Consider the following 22,353-nt stretch of genomic DNA (forward strand, 5'->3'; position numbering starts at 1 on the left):
AGATATTAAGTGATACCGAATTATTTTATAAAAATTTATTTACGGGTTTTCCTAATTTTCGCGTCTTAACCTAAGTGATTATGATTTTTATTACCATTATCATTTTAGGAATGGGAAATGACTCAAAAAAAGCACCACTATAAAAAAGCGACACTTTGTGTTCACCTTGCATTATTTACGTTACCTGCATTTTCATTTTTTAGTCTAGCACAGGCAAACTCAGCGGTAGCGCCTGCACAACAGGAAATCATATTTTCTGTTGCTGCGGGTTCGCTTGAAAACAGCTTGCTGCAATTTGCCCAGCAAGCAAAGGTAGAAATTATCATTCAGAGCCGAGAAGTTAATGGTTTACAAACTCAAGGCTTGAAGGGGAGTTTTACGCTACAGGAGGGGTTACGTCGATTAATTGCTTCAAACCCTGTGCAATATCAGTTGCAAAATAACCGGATAACCATTGAGCGTATCGCGCCTGCTACCAGTGATTCAGTGATCAAACTGGATAATATTACTGTCACAGCAAGCCAGCTCCAACAAGGGGATTGGGTATATAGCAGTCCATCATCCGTCAGTGTGATTAGTAAAAAACAAATTGATGACCGCCCACCAAAGCACATAGCCGATGTGTTAGAACTCACGACAGGCGTCTATTCGAGTGTTAGCCAGCAAGACCCTTCTTTGTCTGTGAATATCCGTGGGATACAGGATTATGGTCGCGTGAATATGAATATCGATGGCATGCGGCAAAACTTTCAAAAAAGCGGACACGGCCAGCGCAATGGTTCTATGTATATCGACTCAGAACTGCTTTCTGGAGTGGAAATACAGAAGGGCAATACGAGTGGGATGGGGAGTGGTGGAACCTTAGGTGGGGTGGCGACCTTCAATACTGTCAACGCGTCTGATTTTTTATCGAAAGATAAAACCTTTGGTGGGAAATTGCATGCGAGTACAGGGTCAAATAATACGCACTTTATTGGTAGTAGTGTGCTGGCATTAGGGAATGAAAAAGCGGATTTACTGTTTGCGGCAAGCGAACGGCGCCTTGGGGATTATAAACCGGGAACTCACGGTAATATTGGTAATATACGAGTCAACAATGGGGCCGGACATTACGATGAACTTGCACACCAATTAAAACACACTCGCATTAATGACAGTAATTACCGAATGACCTCTTATTTAGCAAAAGCTGGTTGGAATATAAGTGATGAGCAGCGTTTGCAATTTAATTACTTAGAAACCAAAGTGGCAACGCCAAATGCAGGAACATTAACGAACTTAGGTGGCACATGGCCCTACAAGTTAGGGTGGAAAAGTAGCGGTTTCAGTGATGTAACCGCCAAAAATTATTCTCTTGATTACACTCAATTTAGCGATAACCCATGGAGCACTGAGTTAAAGGGAAAAGTGTATTTTGTTGATACTAAAGACAATACAGACACCTATTCCACGAGCCAAATTTATAATAATGGCTACCAGATGGATACTCGAGTCAAAACGGTAGGGGTACAGCTTGAAAATCATTCAGAAATTGAATTTAACCATAACAATGTATTAAAAGCGCATTATGGTTTGGAAACCTTCCAAGACAAAGCGAGTAGTAGTTCAACACGTGAAGCAGCTAGTGGCGTGACACCGGACGGAAAACGTTCATTGAGCTCATTATTTACTAATTTGGCTTATGAATACGATGATTGGTTAACATTAGAAGGGGGAGTGCGTTATGACTACTATTCTCTCAAAGGCCAAACCAGTATGCGTTATGGCGTACTTCCTTATACCAAAGACAACCCATGTACAGGCAGAAGGTTACGTGATTGCAAAGTTGTTATGACGACTGAGAATTGGGATGTTGATAACTCAGAAGGGGCATTTTCACCCCACATTCGCTTAGCGGTACGTCCTAATCTTGAGTGGATGGAATTATTTACCAGCTATGGGCGGTCATGGCGCCCGCCAGCCATTACAGAAACGTTAACCACTGGTAGTGCTCACAGTAGTTCGACCCAATTCCCGAATCCGTATTTAAAACCTGAGCGTTCAAATGCTTGGGAAGTGGGAATGAACATCAACTATCCGCAATTATTTATCGAAGAGGACCGATTTGTGGCGAAAATCGCCTATTTTGATACTCGAGTAGATAACTACATTAATTTAGCGATTGACCGTAAAAAACCCGGAATGGTTAGCCCTAATATTGGTAATGCCGCATACAGCAATAACTTGGTTGCAACCCGTTTTAGAGGGTTTGAATACCAACTGAATTATGATGCAGGCTTTGTGTATGCAGACCTGACCTTTACCCACATGATCGGCAAAAATAAATTCTGTTCACGGCCCGCATGGTTAGGTGGCGTATTGAAGTATGGCGAAGACGTTGGTCCCGGTAACTGGTATGTTGAGCCAAATGAGGCATCAAATAACCATGTGGATTGTGATAGCAGCGCTATTTTCAGTAGTGCTGCGAACTTACCTGGAGATCGCGGTTCCTTTACATTAGGTGGGCGAGCGTTTGACAGAAAACTCGATGGGGGAATGGTCATTCGCTTTACACCTGGTTTTCAAGACTATTCAACGGGCTCTAATTCCCCTTACTTAGCCGATTGGCCTAAATATACACTGATTGATTTATATGCAAGTTATGCATTAACCGACAATTTAACTATTCGTGGAAATGTTGAGAACTTAGCCAATCGAGCGTATGTGGTTAGTTATGGGGAAAGTTTGGCTAATACATTAGGTCGAGGTCGAACAGTGTCGGGAGGGATAGAGTATCGTTTCTAAATATACGTCATACTTTACGTTGTGGCGTTTTGGTTAATAAATTTTGTGCCTTACTATTTATTTTTAATTGATATGCCAATTATTTAATTTGAAATACCGGTTTTGATAAGCGTTAAGTGCTGTTATTTACAACGTAAACAATTAGATGGGGAGCTTGCTCCCCGTTTTAGATCTATATCAATAAATGTTTAATTAAATAGTTAGAGATGTTAATCAATTAACATGAAATTATGCGGTTTAAAGCGTGTTAAAACAGAAAATTGTCAGTGATAATAATAGCTTCGGTGATCCAACTATGTTTTTCGTAAGTCGTTGTATATAATAGTATATATCGAATTGTAATTCGCTTTTTCAATTTCTATCGGCTAGAATCCTTACATAAATTAAGTGAACAGAGTGGCGTATTTTATAGTTTAAAATCAGTAACTCGGTTCCAAATAAAACTCCTAGCCTTTGCGTCTAAGTTTGAACGACTGAATATGATGCACTGGCCGTGGCCTAGAGCCACCAGGGTGCAAGATAGAAATGTCTGCATCTCCCGTACTTGGAAAGGTGTGATTATGCAGCAACTTGTCGATCAATTTGACCGGAAATTTTACTATCTTCGGCTTTCTATAACAGATGTTTGCAACTTTCGTTGCACATACTGCCTACCCGATGGCTACAAGCCAAGCGGTCGTCATGAATTCTTAACACTCGATGAAATTCGTCGTATTAGCACAGCATTCGCAGAATTAGGCACAGAAAAAGTGCGTATTACGGGCGGTGAGCCGACTATGCGCAAGGATTTCAGTGATATTATTGCTGCCATCAATGAAAATGAATCAATCAAAAAAATAGCCGTGACAACTAACGGCTATCGTATGGCGCGAGACGTGCAAGAATGGAAAGCCGCAGGGTTGAACGCGATTAATGTGAGCGTTGACAGCTTAGATCCACGCCAATTTGCGGCTATCACAGGGCAAGACAAATTCTTTCAGGTGATGAAAGGCATTGATGCTGCTTTTGAAGCAGGCTTCGAAAAAGTAAAAGTTAATGCCGTGCTCATGAAAAATGTCAATGACATTGCGTTGAAGTCATTCCTAAATTGGATCAAACACCGTCCAATTCAATTACGTTTTATTGAACTCATGGAAACCGGTGATGGTAGTGATATCTTCCAACGTTTTCATATTTCAGGTGAAACTATTCGCGAACGTTTAATCGAAGAAGGCTGGTATATGCTTCCTCGTTCTCGTAGTGATGGGCCAGCGCAAGTCTTTAGTCATCCAGATTACCAAGGCGAAATCGGGCTTATCATGCCGTACGAAAAAGATTTTTGCCAAAGTTGTAACCGCTTACGCGTTTCCTCATTAGGAAATCTGCATTTATGTTTATTTGGTGAAAATGGCATTCCGCTTCGTGATTTATTGGGCGCAGATGACCAAAACGAAGCGTTGAAAGCCCGTATTCAGCGAGGCTTACACCATAAACGAGAAACCCATTTTCTGCATATGGGTGATAGCGGAATTACACCAAATTTATCCGTAATTGGCGGTTAATCCTTTTTTGATTTCAGGAGAAAATATGTCCCAACTGACTCACCTTAATGCGTCGGGCGAGGCGCATATGGTTGATGTTTCAGCCAAAGCTGAAACTGTCCGTGAAGCTCGCGCAGAAGCTTATGTCTCTATGAACCCAGCAACCTTAACGATGATTGTTGATGGTAGTCATCATAAAGGGGATGTGTTCGCTACAGCGCGTATTGCGGGTATTCAAGCGGCAAAAAATACCTGGCAGCTTATCCCATTATGTCACCCACTATTGTTAACTAAAGTTGAAGTAACCCTGAAAGCGGAACCTGAACATAACCGTGTCCGTATTGAAACTTGTTGCCGGTTAACAGGGAAAACAGGGGTAGAAATGGAAGCGTTAACTGCTGCATCTGTTGCTGCTTTGACGATTTATGACATGTGCAAGGCAGTGCAAAAAGATATGGTGATTGGCCCTGTTCGTTTGTTAGAAAAGACAGGCGGTAAGTCTGGACATTTTAAGGTGGAATAATGATCACAGTATTATTTTTTGCTCAAGTCCGTGAGCTAGTTGGAACGGATCGCTTAGAACTTACAGAGACTTACCAAAAAGTGGAAGACTTACGCCAAGCCCTTTCACAAAAAGGCGATCGCTGGGCGTTGGCACTTGAAGATGGCAAATTACTTGCCGCTGTTAATCAATCATTTGTTTCACTAGACCACCCACTCTCAGAAGGGGATGAAGTGGCCTTTTTCCCACCAGTCACTGGGGGGTAATATGGAAAACACTCATATTGCAGTACAAACAGAAAATTTTAGTGTTGGTGAACAATATCAATGGCTTGCGCAGTGTGATAGTGATGGCGCTGTTGTGACTTTTACAGGGAAAGTGCGTAACCATAATTTAGGTGATAGTGTGGCGGCATTAACGCTCGAGCACTACCCAGGAATGACCGAAAAAGCGTTAGCAAATATAGTCGTAGAAGCAAAAGAACGTTGGCCATTGCAGCGAGTTAGTGTGATCCACCGCATTGGTACCTTACAACCAGGTGAAGAAATTGTTTTTGTTGGGGTCACGAGCGCCCACCGTAACGCTGCATTTCAAGCCGCTGAATTTATTATGGATTACTTAAAGACCAAAGCCCCATTTTGGAAAAAAGAAACCTTACCTGAAAATGAACGTTGGGTGGAAGCGAAAGAAACTGACGAAGCGTCTGCAAACCGCTGGTAATCGCATTTTTTCCGCTAAAAAATACGAATTTGCTGAATGGTATTGTCAAAAGAATGTGTTAGACTTTGGTTAATTTCTCCGATTGCAGTATTTTTACTGGGTCGATTTTTCTTTTAGCGAAAGGGTAACCATCATGGGTCAGTTTGATCAACGTAATGATTCTCTTGTCCAGGGTGCCAATACTGGCGTTCAGGCATTTATGTCGCAAGTATACGGCTGGATGACAGTCGGTCTACTGCTGACAGCTTTTGTGGCATGGTATTCAGTTAGCAGTGGTTTGTACTACACCATTGCAACCAATAAAATCCTCTTTTTCGGAATGATTATTGCTGAACTTGGTTTAGTGATGGGCATTTCATTTCTGCTACAAAAAATTAGTGGCATGGCAGCAACGGGCATGTTTATGCTCTATTCATTGCTCACAGGCTTAACAATTTCAGTTATTCTTGCTGCGTATACTGGTGAGTCCGTTGCGGGCACATTTGTTATTACCGCAGTGATGTTTGGTGCATTAAGCTTCTACGGCTATACCACTAAACGTAGCTTAACAGGTATGGGTAACTTCCTGTTTATGGCGCTGATCGGTATTGTTGTCGCTTCTTTGGTTAACATCTGGCTGCAAAGCACCATGATGTATTGGGTGATCACCTACGGTGGTGTTTTACTGTTTGCTGCTTTAACCGCTTATGACACTCAAAAACTGAAAGAAATGGGTTCACAAATTGATGAAGACGACAGGGAAACAATGCGTAAGTACTCTATTATGGGTGCACTGTCTCTGTATTTAGACTTCATTAACCTGTTCTTAATGTTACTGCGTATCTTCGGTGACCGTCGCTAAATTCAGTGACTCTCCTCATAATGCGATGAAATGAGGGGATAGACGTCGTTAAAATTGAAAACCCTTGTTACTTCGGTAACAAGGGTTTTTTGATCTAAATACTATCGTAAAATATGATTTGGATATTATTAGCTTGCTTGTTATTCAAAGCGTTAATGGTAGTTCCAATGCTTTAAATTGTGCTTCCAAAGCGTAATGTGATTTCTTTATGATCACGCTATTTTCTTCCTAAATAAATAATAAGCCACTGAGCTGGTGATTATCGCAATGATAAATAGCGGCCATAAGCTGTGAAAGATAACTGAAAAATCAGCATTTTTTAGGTATATCTGTTTGGTGATTTCAGTGAAATGGCGAATAGGGTTAATCCACGTGATTTGTTGCAGCCAAATTGGCATGTTCTCGACTGGGGAAATGTATCCCGATAACAGCACCGCTGGCATCATAAATACAAATACCCCAATGAATGCTTGTTGCTGAGTTGAACACAGTGCTGAAATGAGTAAACCGAACCCTACCAATGACAACCCGTAAAATAACATGGTGGCATAAAAGAGGAGCAGGGAGCCAGCAAAAGGAATTTGATAGCAAAAGATCCCAATAACTAGGACCAAACTTGCTTGTGCTGTCGCTACTATCAATGCAGGCACCGCCTTACCAATAAATATTTGCCAAGTAGTCAGGGGGGATACTAGCAATTGGTCAAGGGTACCTTGCTCCCTTTCCCTCGCGATAGAAAGAGATGTCACAATCAACACCCCAATTGTGGTAATCAACGCTACCAATGAGGGCACAATAAACCACTTATAATCTAAATTTGGGTTGTACCAATTGCGAACAATTAATTCACTGTTGTTTGGCAAAGCCTGTGATTGCGTTAGCTCATGTTGGTATTGAGTGACAATTTGTGCAACATAGTTTGCTGCAATTTGCGCGCTATTTGAATTACGCCCATCAAGGAGTAACAGCATGTTAGCGCTATGGCGACTTGCAACATCGGCACTAAAGTTTTGCCCAAAACGGACAACCAGCAGCGCTTTGCGGTTATCAAGCGTTTCACGAATTTCGTGTTCATTCTTCAATAATAAAACCTGAGAAAACGCACTGGCTTTGGCGAGACGTTGAGTCAGCTCGATAGACTGTTCACCATTGTCTTGGTCAAAAATAGCAATGGTTGTGTTAGTCACTTCAAGCGTGGCTGCTAGGGGAAATAAAATCATCTGAAATATCACGGGTAAAATCAAAATAACCCGTGTTTGTGGTTCTTGAAGTAATGATTGAAGCTCTTTCATAATTAAGGTGTATAGGCGATAAAACATAACTTCACCTCAATCCAAACGACGGCGAGTTTTTAGCGCCGTCAGTCCAATAAATAGTATTGCAGAAGCGATTAGTAGCAGGAAATCTATCAATAAAACAATATAGATATCACCCGCAAGGAATAGCGTTTGTAGGCTGCTGACAAAGTAACGGGCAGGGATAAAATAAGTTACAGCCTGAATGATTGCAGGCATGCTATCAATTTCAAAAATAAACCCAGAGAGCATAATTGCCGGTAAGAAGGCGGCATTCAGAGCGACCATCGCTGCGTTAAATTGGTTGCGAGTAATTGTTGAAATCAATAACCCCATCCCCAGTGCGGTTGCTAAATAAAGGCTGGTAATGACAAATAATACGAATAAAGAACCACGATAAGGCACCCCTAAGATAAATGTGGTGACAAGCATGCATAACACCATCACAAAAGACCCAAGAACTTGATAAGGCAATAATTTTGAAAGCAATAATTCAGTTTTAGTAATTTGGGTTGAAAGCAATGCTTCCATCGTGCCACGTTCCCATTCTCTTGCGATAACTAAAGAGGTCAAAATGGCACCAACTACGGTAATAATGATACTAATTGCTCCTGGAATAATAAAATGCTGACTAATTGCAGCTTCATTAAACCAATAGCGCATATTGAGCTCTATTAATGGGTCTGTTGGGTAGCCTTGATTTTCCCCTTGCTGTGCCAACCATGTTTGCCAAACACCTTGGGTATAAGCTTGCACAAAGTTAGCTGTATTTGGTTCGCTACCATCAGTAATAACCTGAATAGCTGCATGGCCTTGTTTTTGCAACAATTGAGCTGAAAAATTGACAGGAATGACGATAATGCCGCGAATTTCACCCGCTTGCATTTTGTCGATTAATAAATGGCGGTTATGACTAATAGTCGCATCGATAAATGGCGAACCCGTGAAGGTATCAACCAATTCACGTGCTTGAGAGCTTTGTTGATCAAGTAAAATACCAACGCGTAATTTACTTGAGTCTAAATTGATGCCGTAACCAAAAATAAATAATAACATCAATGGAATAAGTACAGCGATAAGGGCGCTGCTGGGGTCACGAGTAATTTGTTTACTTTCTTTCCAGCATAGTGCTTTAAGCCTACGCCACGAAAAATGAGAAGCGGAATGCGTCATTTTGCCTCCTGTTGCTTATCATAATCCATAATCAAGCCAATAAATGCATCTTCCATCGATGGGTCGGGATTATCGGTAGTCGTCACTTGCTGCTTGAGCTCGTCAGGCGTGCCAGCTGCAATAATTTTTCCATGGTAAACCAGCCCTATACGGTCACAATATTCTGCCTCATCCATAAAGTGAGTCGTGACCATTACGGTGACGCCTTTATCTACCATTCCATTGATATGTAGCCAAAATTCCCGACGAGTGAGTGGGTCAACGCCTGAGGTTGGCTCATCTAAAAATAAGATATCAGGCTCATGCATCAATGAGCAGGCGAGGGCTAAACGTTGTTTATAACCCAGAGGGAGGGATTCAGTAACCTGATTGATAATCGGTTTGAAATTAAAAGCCTCAACCATTTCGTGGATTTTTTTGGCTTGTTGCTGATGGTGTAACCCATAAACACCTGAAAAGAATTTCAGGTTTTGTCCCACTTTCAGGTTGCCGTACAGCGAGAACTTTTGTGCCATATAGCCAAGTTGTTGCCTGACTTTGTTTGAACTCGTTTTTAAATCCATTCCAAGAACGAGTGCTTGCCCACTTGTGGGTTTCATTAACGCACACATCATTTTAAAGGTCGTTGATTTCCCTGCACCATTTGGCCCCAATAAACCAAAAATTTCCCCGCGTTTCACTTGGAAATTTACGCGATCAGTTGCGGCAAATTGGCCAAATTTTTTGGTTAAATTACGCGCTTCTATGACGGTTTCTTCAGGAGCAGGTGGAATTTGCGGCACGATAGCGGCTAATTCCGAACGATGAGATGGGCCTCCACCTAATAAGTCAATAAATGCATCTTCGAAACGAGGCTGCGCTTCAATGAGTTTCCCATCTGCCATATTTAATGCGGTTAATAAATTCGTTTGGGATGCATTCGGCTTCAAAATTAAGCGAATATAGCGGCCTTGGATCACGCCATCGGTAGTTTCTGGTAATACGAGTGCATTTTGCAATACTGTGCGTTTTTGTGTGGCAGGTACATCGAGTAAAAAGGAACGTCCCGCCATTTTTTCAGTCAATAATTCAGGTTTGCCTGCATAAAGCTGTTTGCCTTTATTTAATAGCAGTACATTTTTACACTGTTGTGCTTCATCTAAATAGGAAGTACTCCAAAGGATCAGCATTCCATCATCAGCAAGGGTATGAACCATTTGCCATAGTTCCCGCCGAGCGATGGGGTCAACGCCAACACCGGGTTCGTCGAGTAAAAGAACCTTGGGTTTTCCTAGTAATGTACAGGCTAACCCGAGTTTTTGCTTCATTCCGCCCGATAATTTACCCGCCAGCCTACTGGTAAAAGGAGCTAAGCTAGTGAAAGAAAGCAGCTGCTGATAGGTTTTTTGCCGCTCTTCGCCGAGTACGCCACGCAAATCTGCGTACAAATTTAAATTTTCCTGTACGGTCAGGTCTTCATATAAACCAAATTTTTGGGGCATATAGCCTAGGTCTGCTCGCATAGCAATGCTGTCGTCGATGGGGTCGAGCCCCATCACGCTAATTTTCCCAGCATCTGGTTTTAATAGCCCTGCAATCATGCGCATTAAGGTTGTTTTTCCAGCACCATCAGGGCCGACAAGGCCAGTTACAGAGCCCCCATGAATATCGATTGTTAAGCTTTCAACGGCAGGTGCACCTAAGCCAGCAAAAGTTTTCTCGACGTTGGATAGGCGAATACTGTAATCATCACTCATAGCAAACTCTTACTGTTTATTATCAGCAAACTGAATAGTCACAGGCATTCCTTGGCGTAAAGCATCGTCAGCATCATTGACAACGATACGCAGTCGATAGACTAAATCGGTTCTTAAATCAGGGGTTTGTACGCTTTTAGGCGTAAACTCAGCGGTAGGGGAAACAAACCCGATGGAACCATGATAAGGCTGATTCGGGCGGCTATCGGTATACAGCAAGACCTCTCTACCAGGGATGGCATCTCCGAGGTGTGGTTCGCTAACATAGGCTCGAACCCAAACGGGGTTTGTTAATGTGACGCTAAATACGGTATTACCTGCACTGATGATTGTGCCCGGTTCTATTGCTCGGGTTAAAATAGTCCCAGATGAAGGTGCAGTTAAAATGGTGTCTTTCAAGTCGAGTTCAGCTTGGGCAACAGCCGCTTCAGCTTGTAACCATTCACCTCGTGCAGCGGCTATTTCTTCTTGGCGAAAGCCACTTTGGTATTGATTCAGCTTGTCTTGTGCTGCTTGAAGAGCGGCAAATGCTTGGTTTCGGTTGTTTTTCGCGTTGTCTAAATCATTAGCTGAAATAACGCGAGATGCTGCAAGCCCTTGCTGACGTTTATAAAAGTTATCGGCATATTGCCAAGCTGCTTGTTTTTGAGCCAACTCCGCTTCAACTTGTGCGATTTCTTGGGTGCGGTAACCACTTTCTTTCAAAGCGAGTTGGGCTTTGGCGCTGTCGCGCACCCCTTTGGCTTTATTTAACGCGTTAATGTAGGGAGCGTCATCCAGTTGACCAAGCTGCTGGCCTGCAATAATTTTTGCGCCTTCATCAACGCTTAGGGATGCAAGCTTGCCCGGGACACGAAAACTGAGATTTACTGTGCGGACATCAACATTGCCGTAGAGTGTTAATATCTTGTTTTGCTGTGATTGATAGTAGTAATAACCGCCAATTGCAGCGCCGATTAATATGAGAATAATGAAAACAACAACAGAACGGTTTTTATTGCTCATAGCTAACCTTACTTAAAGAATCCACGATATGAAAACAAATTTGTTGTTAGAGGCCGCTGTTTTTAGTGGGAAAATGTGGCATAAATTACAATAAAATCATCAGCCTCTAGTTATTATCAATGTGAATAAATCACTTTAATATTTTTATCATATCACTTTTCATATTGTTTGCGATGGCGTAAGCCTGCTAATAATATATTTGTATGCTCAATAAGAACTTGATTAATAATTTTAAATTCATTTTCATTAATATGCTTCCAACCGGTTTGACGTAATAACGTCTCTCTAGCAATACGAAATGACAGCGTTTCGCCAAGGATAGCGTGAGTGTGAATTAGCGTTGTTAAATGATTGGGATCAGCACCAATGTAAATGGCAATTAAACGGTTTAGACGCGAATGTATTGGGCCTAAAGCCTGTTCGTGGATGATTGTATAGGCTTCGGTTGGGTTGAGTTGTTCACGTGCTAATATGCGAGAAAAACTTAAATTTTTCTTTTCCAACTGAAAGTGATTATAGGCAATGACTGTTTTTTGTAGTAAACCAAGCGCATCATCAGTGACTTGAACTGATAAAGGTTGACTTAGAAAGTTGTCAATTTCTTGAAATACATCATGGAAATCGTCCCGGATTGTTTTTGTGATAAGCTGAGCAACAGCTAAGTAAAGTCCTTCTTTTGAGCCAAAATAATAAGAAATTGCGGCAATGTTTTGCCCTGATGCCTGTGCGATTTTGCGTGTGGTAGCGCCATCAAGCCCTTGTTCTCCATATACATCAGCAGCAGTGAGAAGCAATTGCATTTTCGCATTTTCTCCTCGCAATGTTGACGATGAATTTGTATTCATAACCATTCCTTTAAAAATTCAGAATTAAATAATATCTAATTAGCTCTTGGTGGCTTTTCATTTTTATAAAAATCAAAAAACGACATCTCATAGTACCATGTAAGTATATATACTATACGGGTGAGATTTTATATTAATTTATTAACCAAACTAAATTAATATATTTATCATCTGTAAATAATGTTAGAATTTTACACAGTGTCGCACGGCAGTTTGCGCTTTTTCTTCTGACTCACTTCCCCCATAACTGCCACATTCAATTTGAAGCGGTGAAGCCCGGAGTAATTTAATTTGACTACTTTTTCAGACCTCGCGTTAAACGAGGAAATTTTGCTTGCCATCAATGAATTAGGTTATGAAAGCCCTACGCCTATTCAACAACAAGCTATCCCAGCCGTGCTTGCAGGAAATGACCTTTTAGCTAGCGCCCAAACAGGTACAGGTAAAACAGCTGGTTTTACATTGCCAATTTTACAAAAGCTTATTACAACTCCTCGAGCAGGGAAGGATCGCAAGCCTATTCGTGCGTTAATTTTGACGCCAACAAGGGAGCTTGCAGCACAAGTAGCTGAAAATGTAAAAGAATATAGCCGTCATTTACGTATTCGTTCTTTTGTGGTTTTTGGTGGGGTAAGCATTAACCCACAAATGATGAAGTTACGTGGCGGTGTTGATGTCTTAATTGCAACTCCGGGGCGCTTATTAGATTTAGCGCACCAAAATGCGGTAGATCTTTCTCAAGTCGAAGTTTTCGTACTTGATGAAGCTGACCGTATGTTAGATATGGGGTTCATTCATGATATTCGTAGGGTGATTAATAAGTTACCTAAAAAGCGCCAAAACTTATTATTCTCAGCAACGTTTTCTGACGAAATCAAACAACTGGCGAATAAATTACTCAATAGTCCAGTGACTATTGAAGTTGCTCCACGAAACTCAGCTTCGGAGCAAATCACCCAGTATGTGCATCTGGTTGATAAAAAAAGAAAAGCAGAGCTACTTTCGTTTATGATTGGCCGTGAAAATTGGCAACAAGTCCTCGTCTTTACACGTACAAAACATGGCGCAAACCGTCTTGCTGAGCATTTAAATAAAGATGGCGTTAAAGCTGCGGCTATTCATGGCAACAAGAGCCAAGGAGCGCGTACACGTGCATTAGCTGACTTTAAATCTGGAGATATTCGTGTTTTAGTAGCAACGGATATCGCAGCTCGTGGTCTTGATATTGAGCAGCTTCCTTATGTGGTGAATTTTGAGCTACCTAATGTTGCAGAAGATTATGTTCACCGTATTGGCCGTACAGGCCGTGCAGAATCAACTGGGATGGCTGTTTCCTTAGTCTGTATTGATGAGGCTAAGTTACTAAAAGATATCGAGAAATTATTGAAAAAATCGATTCCATTGATGGCGATTGAAGGCTATGAGCCCGACCCATCCATCAAAGCGGAGCCTATTCAAAAAACACCACAACGGAATGAACGTCGTTCAGGCGGTTCAGGTGATAGGAATCAAAGTAAAGCACCACGTCGTAGCAATGCACCATCGTCAAAGCCGAGTTCAGGAAAGGGGGCGGGTTCCCCATGGAAAAACGCACAGAAAAAAGTCAAACAAGGGCGTAGTGATAGTTAACCTCCCGTAATCTTGTAGCTCTTTTTAATGTTAATAGCATTGACTAGAGCTATTTGAAAAAACATTTCAAGCCAGTCTCTGGCCACTCCTGTCTTAGAATTTTTCCTGCTTATCAATTAAATAAACGGTATGATAAGCAGGAATTATTACGTTTTTTGTGAGTCACTTATGCGCGTTTTATTAGCTCCTATGGAAGGGGTTTTAGATCCTCTAGTTCGTTGTTTATTAAGTGAAGTTAATGACTATGACCTGTGCATAACAGAGTTTGTTCGTGTGGTTGATACCCTTTTACCCGCAAAAACATTTTACCGTTTATGCCCTGAGCTAAAGCATGAAAGTCGAACCCTTTCAGGGACACTTGTCCGTGTACAGCTGTTAGGGCAGCATCCTCAGTGGTTAGCAGAAAATGCAAACCGAGCGGTCGAGTTAGGATCTTGGGGGGTTGATTTAAATTGCGGGTGTCCATCAAAAACAGTCAATGGCCATGGCGGTGGTGCGACATTATTGAAACAACCTGATTTAATTTATCGAGCTGCTAAATCAATGCGAGAAGCGGTTCCAAAAGAATTACCTATTTCGGTTAAAGTCCGTTTAGGGTGGGATAGCTCTGAATTTGCTTATGAAATTGCAGATGCGGTTCAACAGGCAGGGGCAACAGAACTCACTGTTCACGGTAGAACGAAAGAAGACGGTTATAAAGCAGAGAGTATTAATTGGTCTGCTATTGGAGAGATCCGCCGTAAATTATCGATCCCAGTGATTGCTAATGGTGAAATTTGGGATTATGCGAGCGCACAGCGCTGCCTTGAAATCACAGGTTGTGATGCCGTGATGATTGGTCGTGGAGCACTAAACACCCCAAACCTTAGCCGGGTGGTCAAATTTAATGAATCTAAAATGCCTTGGGAGCAGGTTGGCAGGTTGTTATTAAAGTATACGGAGCTTGAAAAACAAGGAGATACAGGCCATTACCATGCTGCTCGAATCAAGCAGTGGCTAGGTTATTTACGTAAAGAATACCATCAGGCAGATGAACTGTTTTCTCAGGTTAGATCGTTAAAAAATGCCCAACAGATTGCGCAAGTGATAACTGAAATTGTGAGTAATTAGTTATGAATAATGTTAATTAGCAAAATTTTATAGTTGCGAAATTAACTCATAGGGTCTTTACTTAATTGGTAGGAGAGCGATTTAATTTATTTAAAGCTCATACTGTTGTCTGAGAATATTTTGATGTATGTCGTGAAATTACCTAGTCTGGGAGGCGTAAGATGGGTGTAATAGCTTGGATTATTTTTGGTCTAATTGCTGGTGTTTTAGCTAAGTGGCTGATGCCGGGTACTTACCACATGGGGTTCATTATGACCACCGTGTTGGGGATTGTTGGTGCTGTTGTGGGTGGTTACATCAGCACTTTCTTTGGTAAAGGAAAAGTTGATGGCTTCAACTTTGGTAGCTTTGTTGTCGCGGTTATCGGAGCGATAGTCGTGCTGTTCTTAGCTGGGATATTTGCCAAATAGCTATTTTCTCTACTTGATAAATCTTTATTCTATAAGCCACTTGAATATTAAGTGGCTTATATTCTTATGGCGGTGGGGAGGCTACGACTCAATTGGCAGGCCGTTATCTTGCCCCCATTGGGCCCATGAACCATCATACAAACGTACGTTTTGGTTACCTAATAATGTTAATGCCATTAATACCACCGCAGCGGTCATTCCTGAACCACAGGTCGTCACAGAAGGTGCATGGATATCCACACCTTGTTTAGTAAAGATAGCTTTAAGTTGCTCTGGTGATTTGAATTCACCCTTTTCAACGAGAAGATCCCATGGGACGTTTTTGCTCCCAGGAATATGACCCATACGCAAGCCTGGACGAGGTTCCGGCGCTTGGGCAAGAAAGCGTGGCTCTGCACGAGCATCAATAATTTGAATTTTGCCTTGATTCACAATATCAAGCATTTGCTCTCGATTCAGTGCATTACTGTCTTTGCGTGTTGCATGGAACTGTTTCGCAGCTGGTGGAGTGACTTCCCCGGACTGAACATCAAACCCAGCAGTTTTCCAAGCATCGATACCACCAGCTAAAATTTTAACGTTTTTGCAGCCCATTGTAGTAAAAGTCCACCATGCTCTTGGGGATGAAAATAAATTATTCTGCGAATAAATAATAACTTGGGTGTCATTGCCAATGCCCATGGCACTAACGGCTTGGCTAAAAATATCGGCACTTGGCAGCATATGGGGTAAATCACAGCTTTTGTCTGCAATTTCGTCTTGATGAAAGAACTGAGCGTTAGGAATGTGTTCTTCTAAATATTGCTGGCGGCAATCATAAGGTGCAGTCGGTGGTGGAGAGGATGCATCGAGTACAACGATGTTGTCATCAAATAGATGTGAATTTAACCATTGTGGGGTGACGAAATAATCGTTGTACATAAGCTATCTCCATCCTGGGCTGATAAATTATTTTAAAATTATTGAATTTGATTGGGTGCTGGCAGTGCTGAAGGGGATTGTGGCTGCCCTTGTTCAAGGGGAGTTGTTGAACGTGTATAAATGTTCATACCCGCTAAAACAATACCGCCAACAGAACCAAAAGCACATAATGCGCAAAGTGCGATAACAACCTTTTTCATTTTTTATAGCCTGCCTAGTGATAAAAATTCAAAATAGTATAAGAACTCAGAGTATAACCGGATGAGTGTTGCAAACAAGTTAAAAGCTATTTTTTCTGTTGCATAATGGGCGTTTTGCAAAAAGCTTCCCAATTTTTATGTATAATGGGTATTAATACAGTAGTTTTGCGAAGCGGTTGGCAAAAAATTTTTTTTCCTATTTCGTATTGTTGTCGGTTTCGTTATCTTTCATCTTAACTTTGGTCACCTGCATAATTTATGTCCCTGTCAAATAAAACTAAAGAACAAATAACTCAGTGGTATAAAGGGTTATCCGTACAAATTGACGGGTTTGTTTCTCGAGCACCACAGCGGGAGATGATCGCGCAAGTCGCAAAAAACCTAGCGGATGATGATGGTCGCCATTTGGTCATAGAGGCACCTACAGGGGTGGGGAAAACGCTATCTTATTTAATACCGGGAATTGCAGTTGGCAGGGAAGAAGGAAAAACCTTAGTAGTCAGTACGGCAAATGTGGCGCTACAAGACCAAATTTATAGCAAAGATTTACCGTTATTAAGCAAAATTATTCCTGATCTAAAATATACGGGTGCATTCGGGCGTGCTCGTTATGTTTGTCCTCGTAATTTAGAAGCTATCTGCGCAGCAGAAGGCGAACAAATTGATTTAATGTTATTGGTGGAAGATAAAACAGAAATTGCGAATAGTGAAGAACGGGCAATTTGTCAGCAGCTGCGGCATGATTTTCAGAGCTTTGCATGGGATGGGTTAAGGGATCACCACAAACGTGCATTTAGTGATAGTTTATGGCGTAAAGTTAGCACTGATAAAATGAATTGTTTGGGTCGTAATTGCCAATTTTATCAGCGGTGTCCATTTTTTATTGCTAGGCGGGAAATCGAAGATGCCGATGTGGTGGTCGCTAATCATGCATTGGTTATGGCCGCAATGGAGAGTGAGTCGGTTTTGCCGGACCCGAAAAACTTATTATTAGTGCTTGATGAAGGCCACCATGTCCCAGACGTTGCGAGGGATGCCCTTGAAGTTGAAGGCGAAATTACGTTAGTTCAATTAACGGCACAGCTTGATAGCTTTATTCAGCATGTTGGGCAATATATGAGCCAATTTCGTCCAGTGAAGCCACCAAAGCTTGCTAATCCTGAACGGTTACAGCAACATGCAGAAAAATTACGGGAAACATTTCGCGATTTCTCATTATTAGCGAATGCATTATTACCAGAAACATCAAAAGAAACTGAATATTTATTTCCACTAGGTGTGTTACCTGAAGCAATGCAATTAAGCTGTCAGGTGTTGTTCAAGCAGACTGATGCGTTACAAGGGCTGGCTGAAGCTATCTTAAATGATTTAACGGAACAAACTGCGAAACAAGATATCGTTCGCTTACATCGTTCCATTATTGTGACTAGCAGGGCTATGGGGTACTTTGAAAATATGTCGAAGCTATGGCGGCTGGCGGCATTAGAGCAAAGTTCAGGAGCTCCTGTGTCAAAATGGTTAAGTCGGCGTTATGAGAAAAACCAATCTCGTTTCTTTATGCATTGTGCGGGGATCCGAGTAAGTGAGCAGTTGCAACATTTGTTATGGCGCAATGTACCTCATATTGTCATTACCTCGGCAACACTGAGGTCGTTGAACAGTTATTCACGTTTTATGGAACTTACAGGGCTATCCGAAAAAAGTGATGACCGCTTTGTGACATTGTCTTCCCCTTTTAACCATGTTGAGCAGGGTAAAATTATTATTCCTAAAATGGAATATGAGCCAACTATCAATAATGAAGCTGAACACTTAGCAGAAATGGCGGTATTTTTCCGTGAGCAATTTACTCAAAATACTCATCGTGGAGTATTGGTTTTATTTAGTAGCCAAAGAGCGATGGAAGGCTTTCTCGAACACGTAAAAGATTTGCGCTTGCAGCTTTTGGTCCAAGGAGATCAACCTCGCTACCGGTTAGTTGAAACACATTGCGAAAGAATTAACCAAGGGCAAGCTAGTGCCTTAATTGGCTTACAATCGTTTGCTGAGGGGTTAGACCTCAAAGGGGAATACTTAACTCAGGTCCATATTCATAAAATTGCGTTTCCACCAGTAACAAACCCAGTGATTATCACAGAAGGGGATTGGTTGAAATCATTGAAGAGATACCCATTTGAAGTACAAAGTTTACCGAGCGCTTCATTTAATTTGATACAGCAAGCGGGCAGGCTAATTCGTAGTCATGAATGTTATGGTGAAATTATTATTTATGATAAACGTTTACTGACTAAAAATTATGGTAAAAGGCTATTAAATGCATTACCAGTATTTCCGATAGAACAACCCGAAATACCTAAAAAACAGTAAATAATTAAATTAACTCATTTTATTTTTAGATATTTAAATAACAGTTTGATTTATAGTTATTTACTCGCAAATAAAATGGCCACTTTTCAGTGGCCATTGGTCAATTTTAATTGACTCTATTTACGACATTACTCAATATTGGCTTCTAAGAACCAGAGGAATTTATCCATATCGCGGGAAGCCGCAGTAAACATATCCGCAGTGTCTTCGTCTTCCACTTCATCAATGGCTTTGCGGATATCATTCGCGACAATAGCATAGCGGTCGGCTAACGCTTTCAAGTGGTCTTGTACGCTATGGATATTAATTGGGTAAGCTTCTAACGAAGTGAAGCGGTTAACTTCTTGGGTTGTACCAATAGCAACCCCACCCAATTGAACCGCGCGCTCTGCGAATTCATCTAAATGTTCAACTAACGTGGTTCTAAAGCCATCTAGCATTTCATGTACAGCGATAAAATTGCGACCACGCATATTCCAGTGGGCTTGTTTAGTCATTAGAGAGAGATCGGTAAAGTGGACAACCATAACATTAAGAATTCCAATGGTTTCCAATTTTACGCTGTCTTCCATATCATTACGTGTATATAAAAGTTCATTTGAAGATGCTTTAAATAATTTAGCTGTGCTCATGATTCATCCTCTCTTAAATATGAATTTGTTTAGTAACCTCATCTGTCAATAAATATAAAATAACCAAACTAATTTGTCATAATGTAATAAACGATTAATTTAATAGGTCTATTCGATATACTTTATTAACCGTTAATTAATTGTGGATCTTCGATACTAATCGTTTTTGACAATAAGTGCGATAGAGATAATTAATTTTTATTTAAAGCATAAACTAGAAATAAAAATAGATTATTTCAAATTGATGAATAAAACTTTACACGAAAAAAGGTTAATAAATATCAATATATCGAATTTATTAACCTTGACTGTCTTTGTTTGCTTCTAGCTTTTAGTGGCTAGGACACTTTTTCAATTTTTGACTTTGGTACCGCTGTTGAGGTGGAACCAATAGAAGCACAGACAATACATAATAAGGCTAACCACTGAGTCATCGTTAAGTGCTCATTTAGGAAAACAATTCCTAAAAATGCACCCATACAAGGTTCAAGGCTCATCAATGTACCAAAAGTTCGGGCAGGTAAACGCGTTAGCGCGATCATTTCTAAAGTATAAGGAAATGCGGTTGATAAAATCGCGACTGCTAGTGCAATAGGTAAAATTGAAGGGTCGAACATCACCTCGACACCTGTTTGCATTAAACCGATCGGGAAGAAAATCATCGCAGAAATAAATGAACCGATAGCCACGGTGGCAGCGCCATAGCCCGCTCCCGCTCGTTGGCCAAATATAATATACAACCCCCAACAGACACCGGCTCCGAGAGCATAGATAGCACCGAGTGTATCAATGGATTCAATATTATCGCCAATTGGGAGTAAAAATAATAACCCAACTATAACAAGGGCTATCCACAAAAAATCAATTGGGCGGCGAGAGGAGAACATTGCGACAGCTAAAGGACCAGTAAACTCTAGTGCAACGGCTATTCCTAATGGAATGCGCTCAAGGGAAAGGTAAAACAAATAATTCATCGTACCTAGGGACAAGCCGTAGGCTAGCAGTGGAACTAGCGAGCTTCTTCTGAATTTTAAACGCCAAGGTTTAAAAATAACAAATAATATAATTGTAGCAAGCAATAAACGTAAACCAGTAACACCGGGAGCGCCGATAACAGGAAATAAAGTTTTAGCTAAAGAAGCCCCGCTTTGAATAGAGGTCATAGCAAGCAGTAATAACCCGATAGGTAATAGCGGAAATGCGCTCTTTTTAGTGTCGGCAGACATAAATAAGTAAACCTCAGACAACGTAACTTAATTGGCAATAAATATTTAGAAAAATAAGTATTTGATGATGAAAAATAATTTCTGACAGATTATCTCATAAAACCCTGCTGCTTTATATTTCTTTATTTTACAGCTAACAATAACAAGGTGATAAATGTGCTCTATGGGTATTCAAGGTGTTGGTTTAACTGAATGGCGATGTTATAAACATGGATTAACTTTATGGTGGGAAGGATGATGCTTGAGCTTCTACACTAGGCTCGTATAATTCCATTCTCTAAAAAGCCACTATAAAAATGGAAATGAGGAACAAATGGGGAAAATTAAAAGCATTGCAGTGTATTGTGGTTCAAGCATGGGGAAAAACGAAATTTATCAGCAAAAAGCCATTGAATTTGCTAAAGAAATGGTTAGTCGCGATATCACATTAGTCTATGGTGGGGCGAGTGTGGGGATTATGGGAACGGTTGCTGATACTGTTTTGTCATTAGGTGGTAAGGCGATTGGTGTGATCCCTTCATTGCTAGAAGAACGCGAAATTTCTCATAAGAATTTAACTGAGCTGTATAAAGTTGAAACGATGCATCAGCGTAAAAGTAAAATGATTGAACTTGCCGATGCTTTTGTCGCTTTACCAGGCGGTTATGGCACGCTTGAAGAGTACGCAGAAGTATTTACTTGGAGCCAAATTGGTTTACATACTAAACCATGTGCCTTGTTTAATATTAATAATTATTGGCAACCATTGATTGATATGACAAATAAAATGGCGGATGAAGGCTTCCTACATGAAAAATATCGTCATATGGCGATTGTGAATGATTCGCCAGCTGAATTACTAGAAAGCTTCGAAACGTATATTGCGCCACCAATTAAAACTTACGATTAGCATTAATATCGAAATCACAGAGAGGAATGCATGATAAGGGAAGCTATAAAAAGTGATATAGACTCTATTTTATCGCTTTATCAAATTTTGTTTTCGGAAATGGCATTACTAGACCCCGAGCGCTTACAACCTGCAGAGCAGGCTAGGGAATTTATTGAAAATGCGATTATCGATGATAAATTTTATTTGTTAGTTGCTGAATTTAACAGTGAGATTAAAGGATTTTGCATCGCGCAACAACAAGTTGCTGATCCTTATAGCTGCATTGTTCCTCGAAATTTTGGTTATATTTTTGACTTAGTGGTTGACCCCAATTTCCGTGGTGAAAAAGCAGGGCAAAAATTACTCGATGGCATTAAAGTATGGGCGAAGAGTAGGCAGTTTAGCCACTTGGAGCTGTCGGTATTAGCGCAAAATCATAAAGCCATTAAGTTTTATGAGCGAGAAGGGCTAACAGAAATCAGCCGTACTATGGGGATCACGCTTTAGTTTGGCATTTAGTCAGCCTTTCCTTCCGTGCTAATCAATTTGCTGAAAACAGCACAAGA

General features: G+C 40.9%; 21 protein-coding genes and 1 riboswitch. Of the genes, 12 read left to right on the plus strand and 9 right to left on the minus strand.

Going from position 1 to position 22,353, the window contains the following annotated elements; translation table 11 throughout:
- Positions 1 to 117 precede the first annotated feature (117 nt).
- From CYG50_RS04060 to CYG50_RS04085, 6 genes are all read left to right on the plus strand, one after another.
- Entirely contained in the window at positions 118 to 2,784 is a 2,667-nt protein-coding gene (locus CYG50_RS04060; RefSeq protein ID WP_102138364.1) for a TonB-dependent hemoglobin/transferrin/lactoferrin family receptor, read from the plus strand.
- A gap of 431 nt (positions 2,785 to 3,215) precedes the next feature.
- Positions 3,216 to 3,355, plus strand: a riboswitch (molybdenum cofactor riboswitch).
- Positions 3,345 to 4,325, plus strand: a complete 981-nt coding sequence (moaA, locus tag CYG50_RS04065; RefSeq protein ID WP_102138365.1) for a GTP 3',8-cyclase MoaA — start codon at positions 3,345 to 3,347, stop codon at positions 4,323 to 4,325. Its footprint overlaps the riboswitch before it by 11 nt.
- A 25-nt stretch (positions 4,326 to 4,350) precedes the next feature.
- Complete coding sequence (moaC, locus tag CYG50_RS04070) at positions 4,351 to 4,827, plus strand: cyclic pyranopterin monophosphate synthase MoaC (protein ID WP_102138366.1); 477 nt, start codon at positions 4,351 to 4,353, stop codon at positions 4,825 to 4,827.
- On the plus strand, positions 4,827 to 5,072 hold the full coding sequence (gene moaD / locus CYG50_RS04075) for a molybdopterin synthase sulfur carrier subunit (RefSeq protein ID WP_102138367.1): 246 nt from the start codon (positions 4,827 to 4,829) through the stop codon (positions 5,070 to 5,072). Before moaC ends, moaD begins: the two co-directional genes overlap by 1 nt.
- Position 5,073: 1 nt before the next feature.
- Complete coding sequence (gene moaE / locus CYG50_RS04080; RefSeq protein WP_102138368.1) at positions 5,074 to 5,526, plus strand: molybdopterin synthase catalytic subunit MoaE; 453 nt, start codon at positions 5,074 to 5,076, stop codon at positions 5,524 to 5,526.
- A gap of 133 nt (positions 5,527 to 5,659) precedes the next feature.
- On the plus strand, positions 5,660 to 6,367 hold the full coding sequence (locus tag CYG50_RS04085; RefSeq protein ID WP_004256664.1) for a Bax inhibitor-1/YccA family protein: 708 nt from the start codon (positions 5,660 to 5,662) through the stop codon (positions 6,365 to 6,367).
- A 212-nt stretch (positions 6,368 to 6,579) separates the two neighbouring features.
- On the opposite strand, the gene CYG50_RS04090 is transcribed toward CYG50_RS04085, so the two are convergent.
- From CYG50_RS04090 to CYG50_RS04110, 5 genes are all read right to left on the minus strand, one after another.
- Positions 6,580 to 7,686: an ABC transporter permease gene (locus CYG50_RS04090; RefSeq protein ID WP_102138369.1), complete on the minus strand. Its 1,107-nt coding sequence runs from the start codon at positions 7,684 to 7,686 to the stop codon at positions 6,580 to 6,582.
- 9 nt (positions 7,687 to 7,695) lie between these two features.
- Positions 7,696 to 8,835 (minus strand): ABC transporter permease, encoded by a 1,140-nt coding sequence (locus CYG50_RS04095; RefSeq protein ID WP_102138370.1) that lies wholly within the window; start codon positions 8,833 to 8,835, stop codon positions 7,696 to 7,698.
- Positions 8,832 to 10,571, minus strand: coding sequence for an ATP-binding cassette domain-containing protein (locus tag CYG50_RS04100; protein WP_102138371.1), 1,740 nt, complete (start codon positions 10,569 to 10,571; stop codon positions 8,832 to 8,834). Before CYG50_RS04100 ends, CYG50_RS04095 begins: the two co-directional genes overlap by 4 nt.
- Before the next feature lie 9 nt (positions 10,572 to 10,580).
- Complete coding sequence (hlyD, locus tag CYG50_RS04105; RefSeq protein WP_102138372.1) at positions 10,581 to 11,576, minus strand: secretion protein HlyD; 996 nt, start codon at positions 11,574 to 11,576, stop codon at positions 10,581 to 10,583.
- A gap of 152 nt (positions 11,577 to 11,728) precedes the next feature.
- Positions 11,729 to 12,427: a CerR family C-terminal domain-containing protein gene (locus CYG50_RS04110; protein ID WP_181489876.1), complete on the minus strand. Its 699-nt coding sequence runs from the start codon at positions 12,425 to 12,427 to the stop codon at positions 11,729 to 11,731.
- 285 nt (positions 12,428 to 12,712) lie between these two features.
- On the opposite strand from CYG50_RS04110, the gene rhlE reads away from it, so the two are divergent.
- The 3 genes from rhlE (at position 12,713) to CYG50_RS04125 (ending at position 15,570) form a co-directional block, all read left to right on the plus strand.
- Positions 12,713 to 14,050, plus strand: coding sequence for an ATP-dependent RNA helicase RhlE (gene rhlE, locus CYG50_RS04115; RefSeq protein WP_102138374.1), 1,338 nt, complete (start codon positions 12,713 to 12,715; stop codon positions 14,048 to 14,050).
- Between the two features lie 168 nt (positions 14,051 to 14,218).
- On the plus strand, positions 14,219 to 15,160 hold the full coding sequence (gene dusC, locus CYG50_RS04120) for a tRNA dihydrouridine(16) synthase DusC (protein WP_102138375.1): 942 nt from the start codon (positions 14,219 to 14,221) through the stop codon (positions 15,158 to 15,160).
- Positions 15,161 to 15,321: 161 nt separating this feature from the next.
- Positions 15,322 to 15,570 carry a GlsB/YeaQ/YmgE family stress response membrane protein gene (locus CYG50_RS04125; protein WP_004256598.1) on the plus strand — a complete coding sequence of 83 codons (249 nt, stop codon included), beginning with the start codon at positions 15,322 to 15,324 and terminating at the stop codon, positions 15,568 to 15,570.
- 81 nt (positions 15,571 to 15,651) lie between these two features.
- Here the strand turns inward: CYG50_RS04125 and sseA are convergent, their stop codons facing one another.
- Both sseA and CYG50_RS22865 read right to left on the minus strand, forming a co-directional pair.
- Complete coding sequence (gene sseA, locus CYG50_RS04130; RefSeq protein ID WP_102138376.1) at positions 15,652 to 16,491, minus strand: 3-mercaptopyruvate sulfurtransferase; 840 nt, start codon at positions 16,489 to 16,491, stop codon at positions 15,652 to 15,654.
- 38 nt (positions 16,492 to 16,529) lie between these two features.
- Positions 16,530 to 16,691 carry a YohO family small membrane protein gene (locus CYG50_RS22865; protein ID WP_004256593.1) on the minus strand — a complete coding sequence of 54 codons (162 nt, stop codon included), beginning with the start codon at positions 16,689 to 16,691 and terminating at the stop codon, positions 16,530 to 16,532.
- A gap of 258 nt (positions 16,692 to 16,949) precedes the next feature.
- Between CYG50_RS22865 and dinG the strand changes: the two genes are divergently transcribed.
- Positions 16,950 to 19,058, plus strand: a complete 2,109-nt coding sequence (gene dinG, locus CYG50_RS04135; RefSeq protein ID WP_102138377.1) for an ATP-dependent DNA helicase DinG — start codon at positions 16,950 to 16,952, stop codon at positions 19,056 to 19,058.
- A 128-nt stretch (positions 19,059 to 19,186) separates the two neighbouring features.
- On the opposite strand, the gene dps is transcribed toward dinG, so the two are convergent.
- Together dps and rhtA are read right to left on the minus strand one after the other, a co-directional pair.
- Positions 19,187 to 19,690, minus strand: coding sequence for a DNA starvation/stationary phase protection protein Dps (gene dps / locus CYG50_RS04140; protein WP_102138378.1), 504 nt, complete (start codon positions 19,688 to 19,690; stop codon positions 19,187 to 19,189).
- 338 nt (positions 19,691 to 20,028) lie between these two features.
- The gene (rhtA, locus tag CYG50_RS04145) at positions 20,029 to 20,916 is read right to left on the minus strand and encodes a threonine/homoserine exporter RhtA (RefSeq protein ID WP_102138379.1); all 888 of its coding nucleotides are present in this window, start codon (positions 20,914 to 20,916) and stop codon (positions 20,029 to 20,031) included.
- Between the two features lie 313 nt (positions 20,917 to 21,229).
- On the opposite strand from rhtA, the gene CYG50_RS04150 reads away from it, so the two are divergent.
- Entirely contained in the window at positions 21,230 to 21,805 is a 576-nt protein-coding gene (locus tag CYG50_RS04150; protein WP_102138380.1) for an LOG family protein, read from the plus strand.
- 30 nt (positions 21,806 to 21,835) lie between these two features.
- On the plus strand, positions 21,836 to 22,294 hold the full coding sequence (locus CYG50_RS04155; RefSeq protein ID WP_102138381.1) for a GNAT family N-acetyltransferase: 459 nt from the start codon (positions 21,836 to 21,838) through the stop codon (positions 22,292 to 22,294).
- Positions 22,295 to 22,353: the final 59 nt, after the last annotated feature.

The organism is Providencia huaxiensis (assembly GCF_002843235.3).
Taxonomy (GTDB): Bacteria; Pseudomonadota; Gammaproteobacteria; order Enterobacterales; family Enterobacteriaceae; genus Providencia; species Providencia huaxiensis.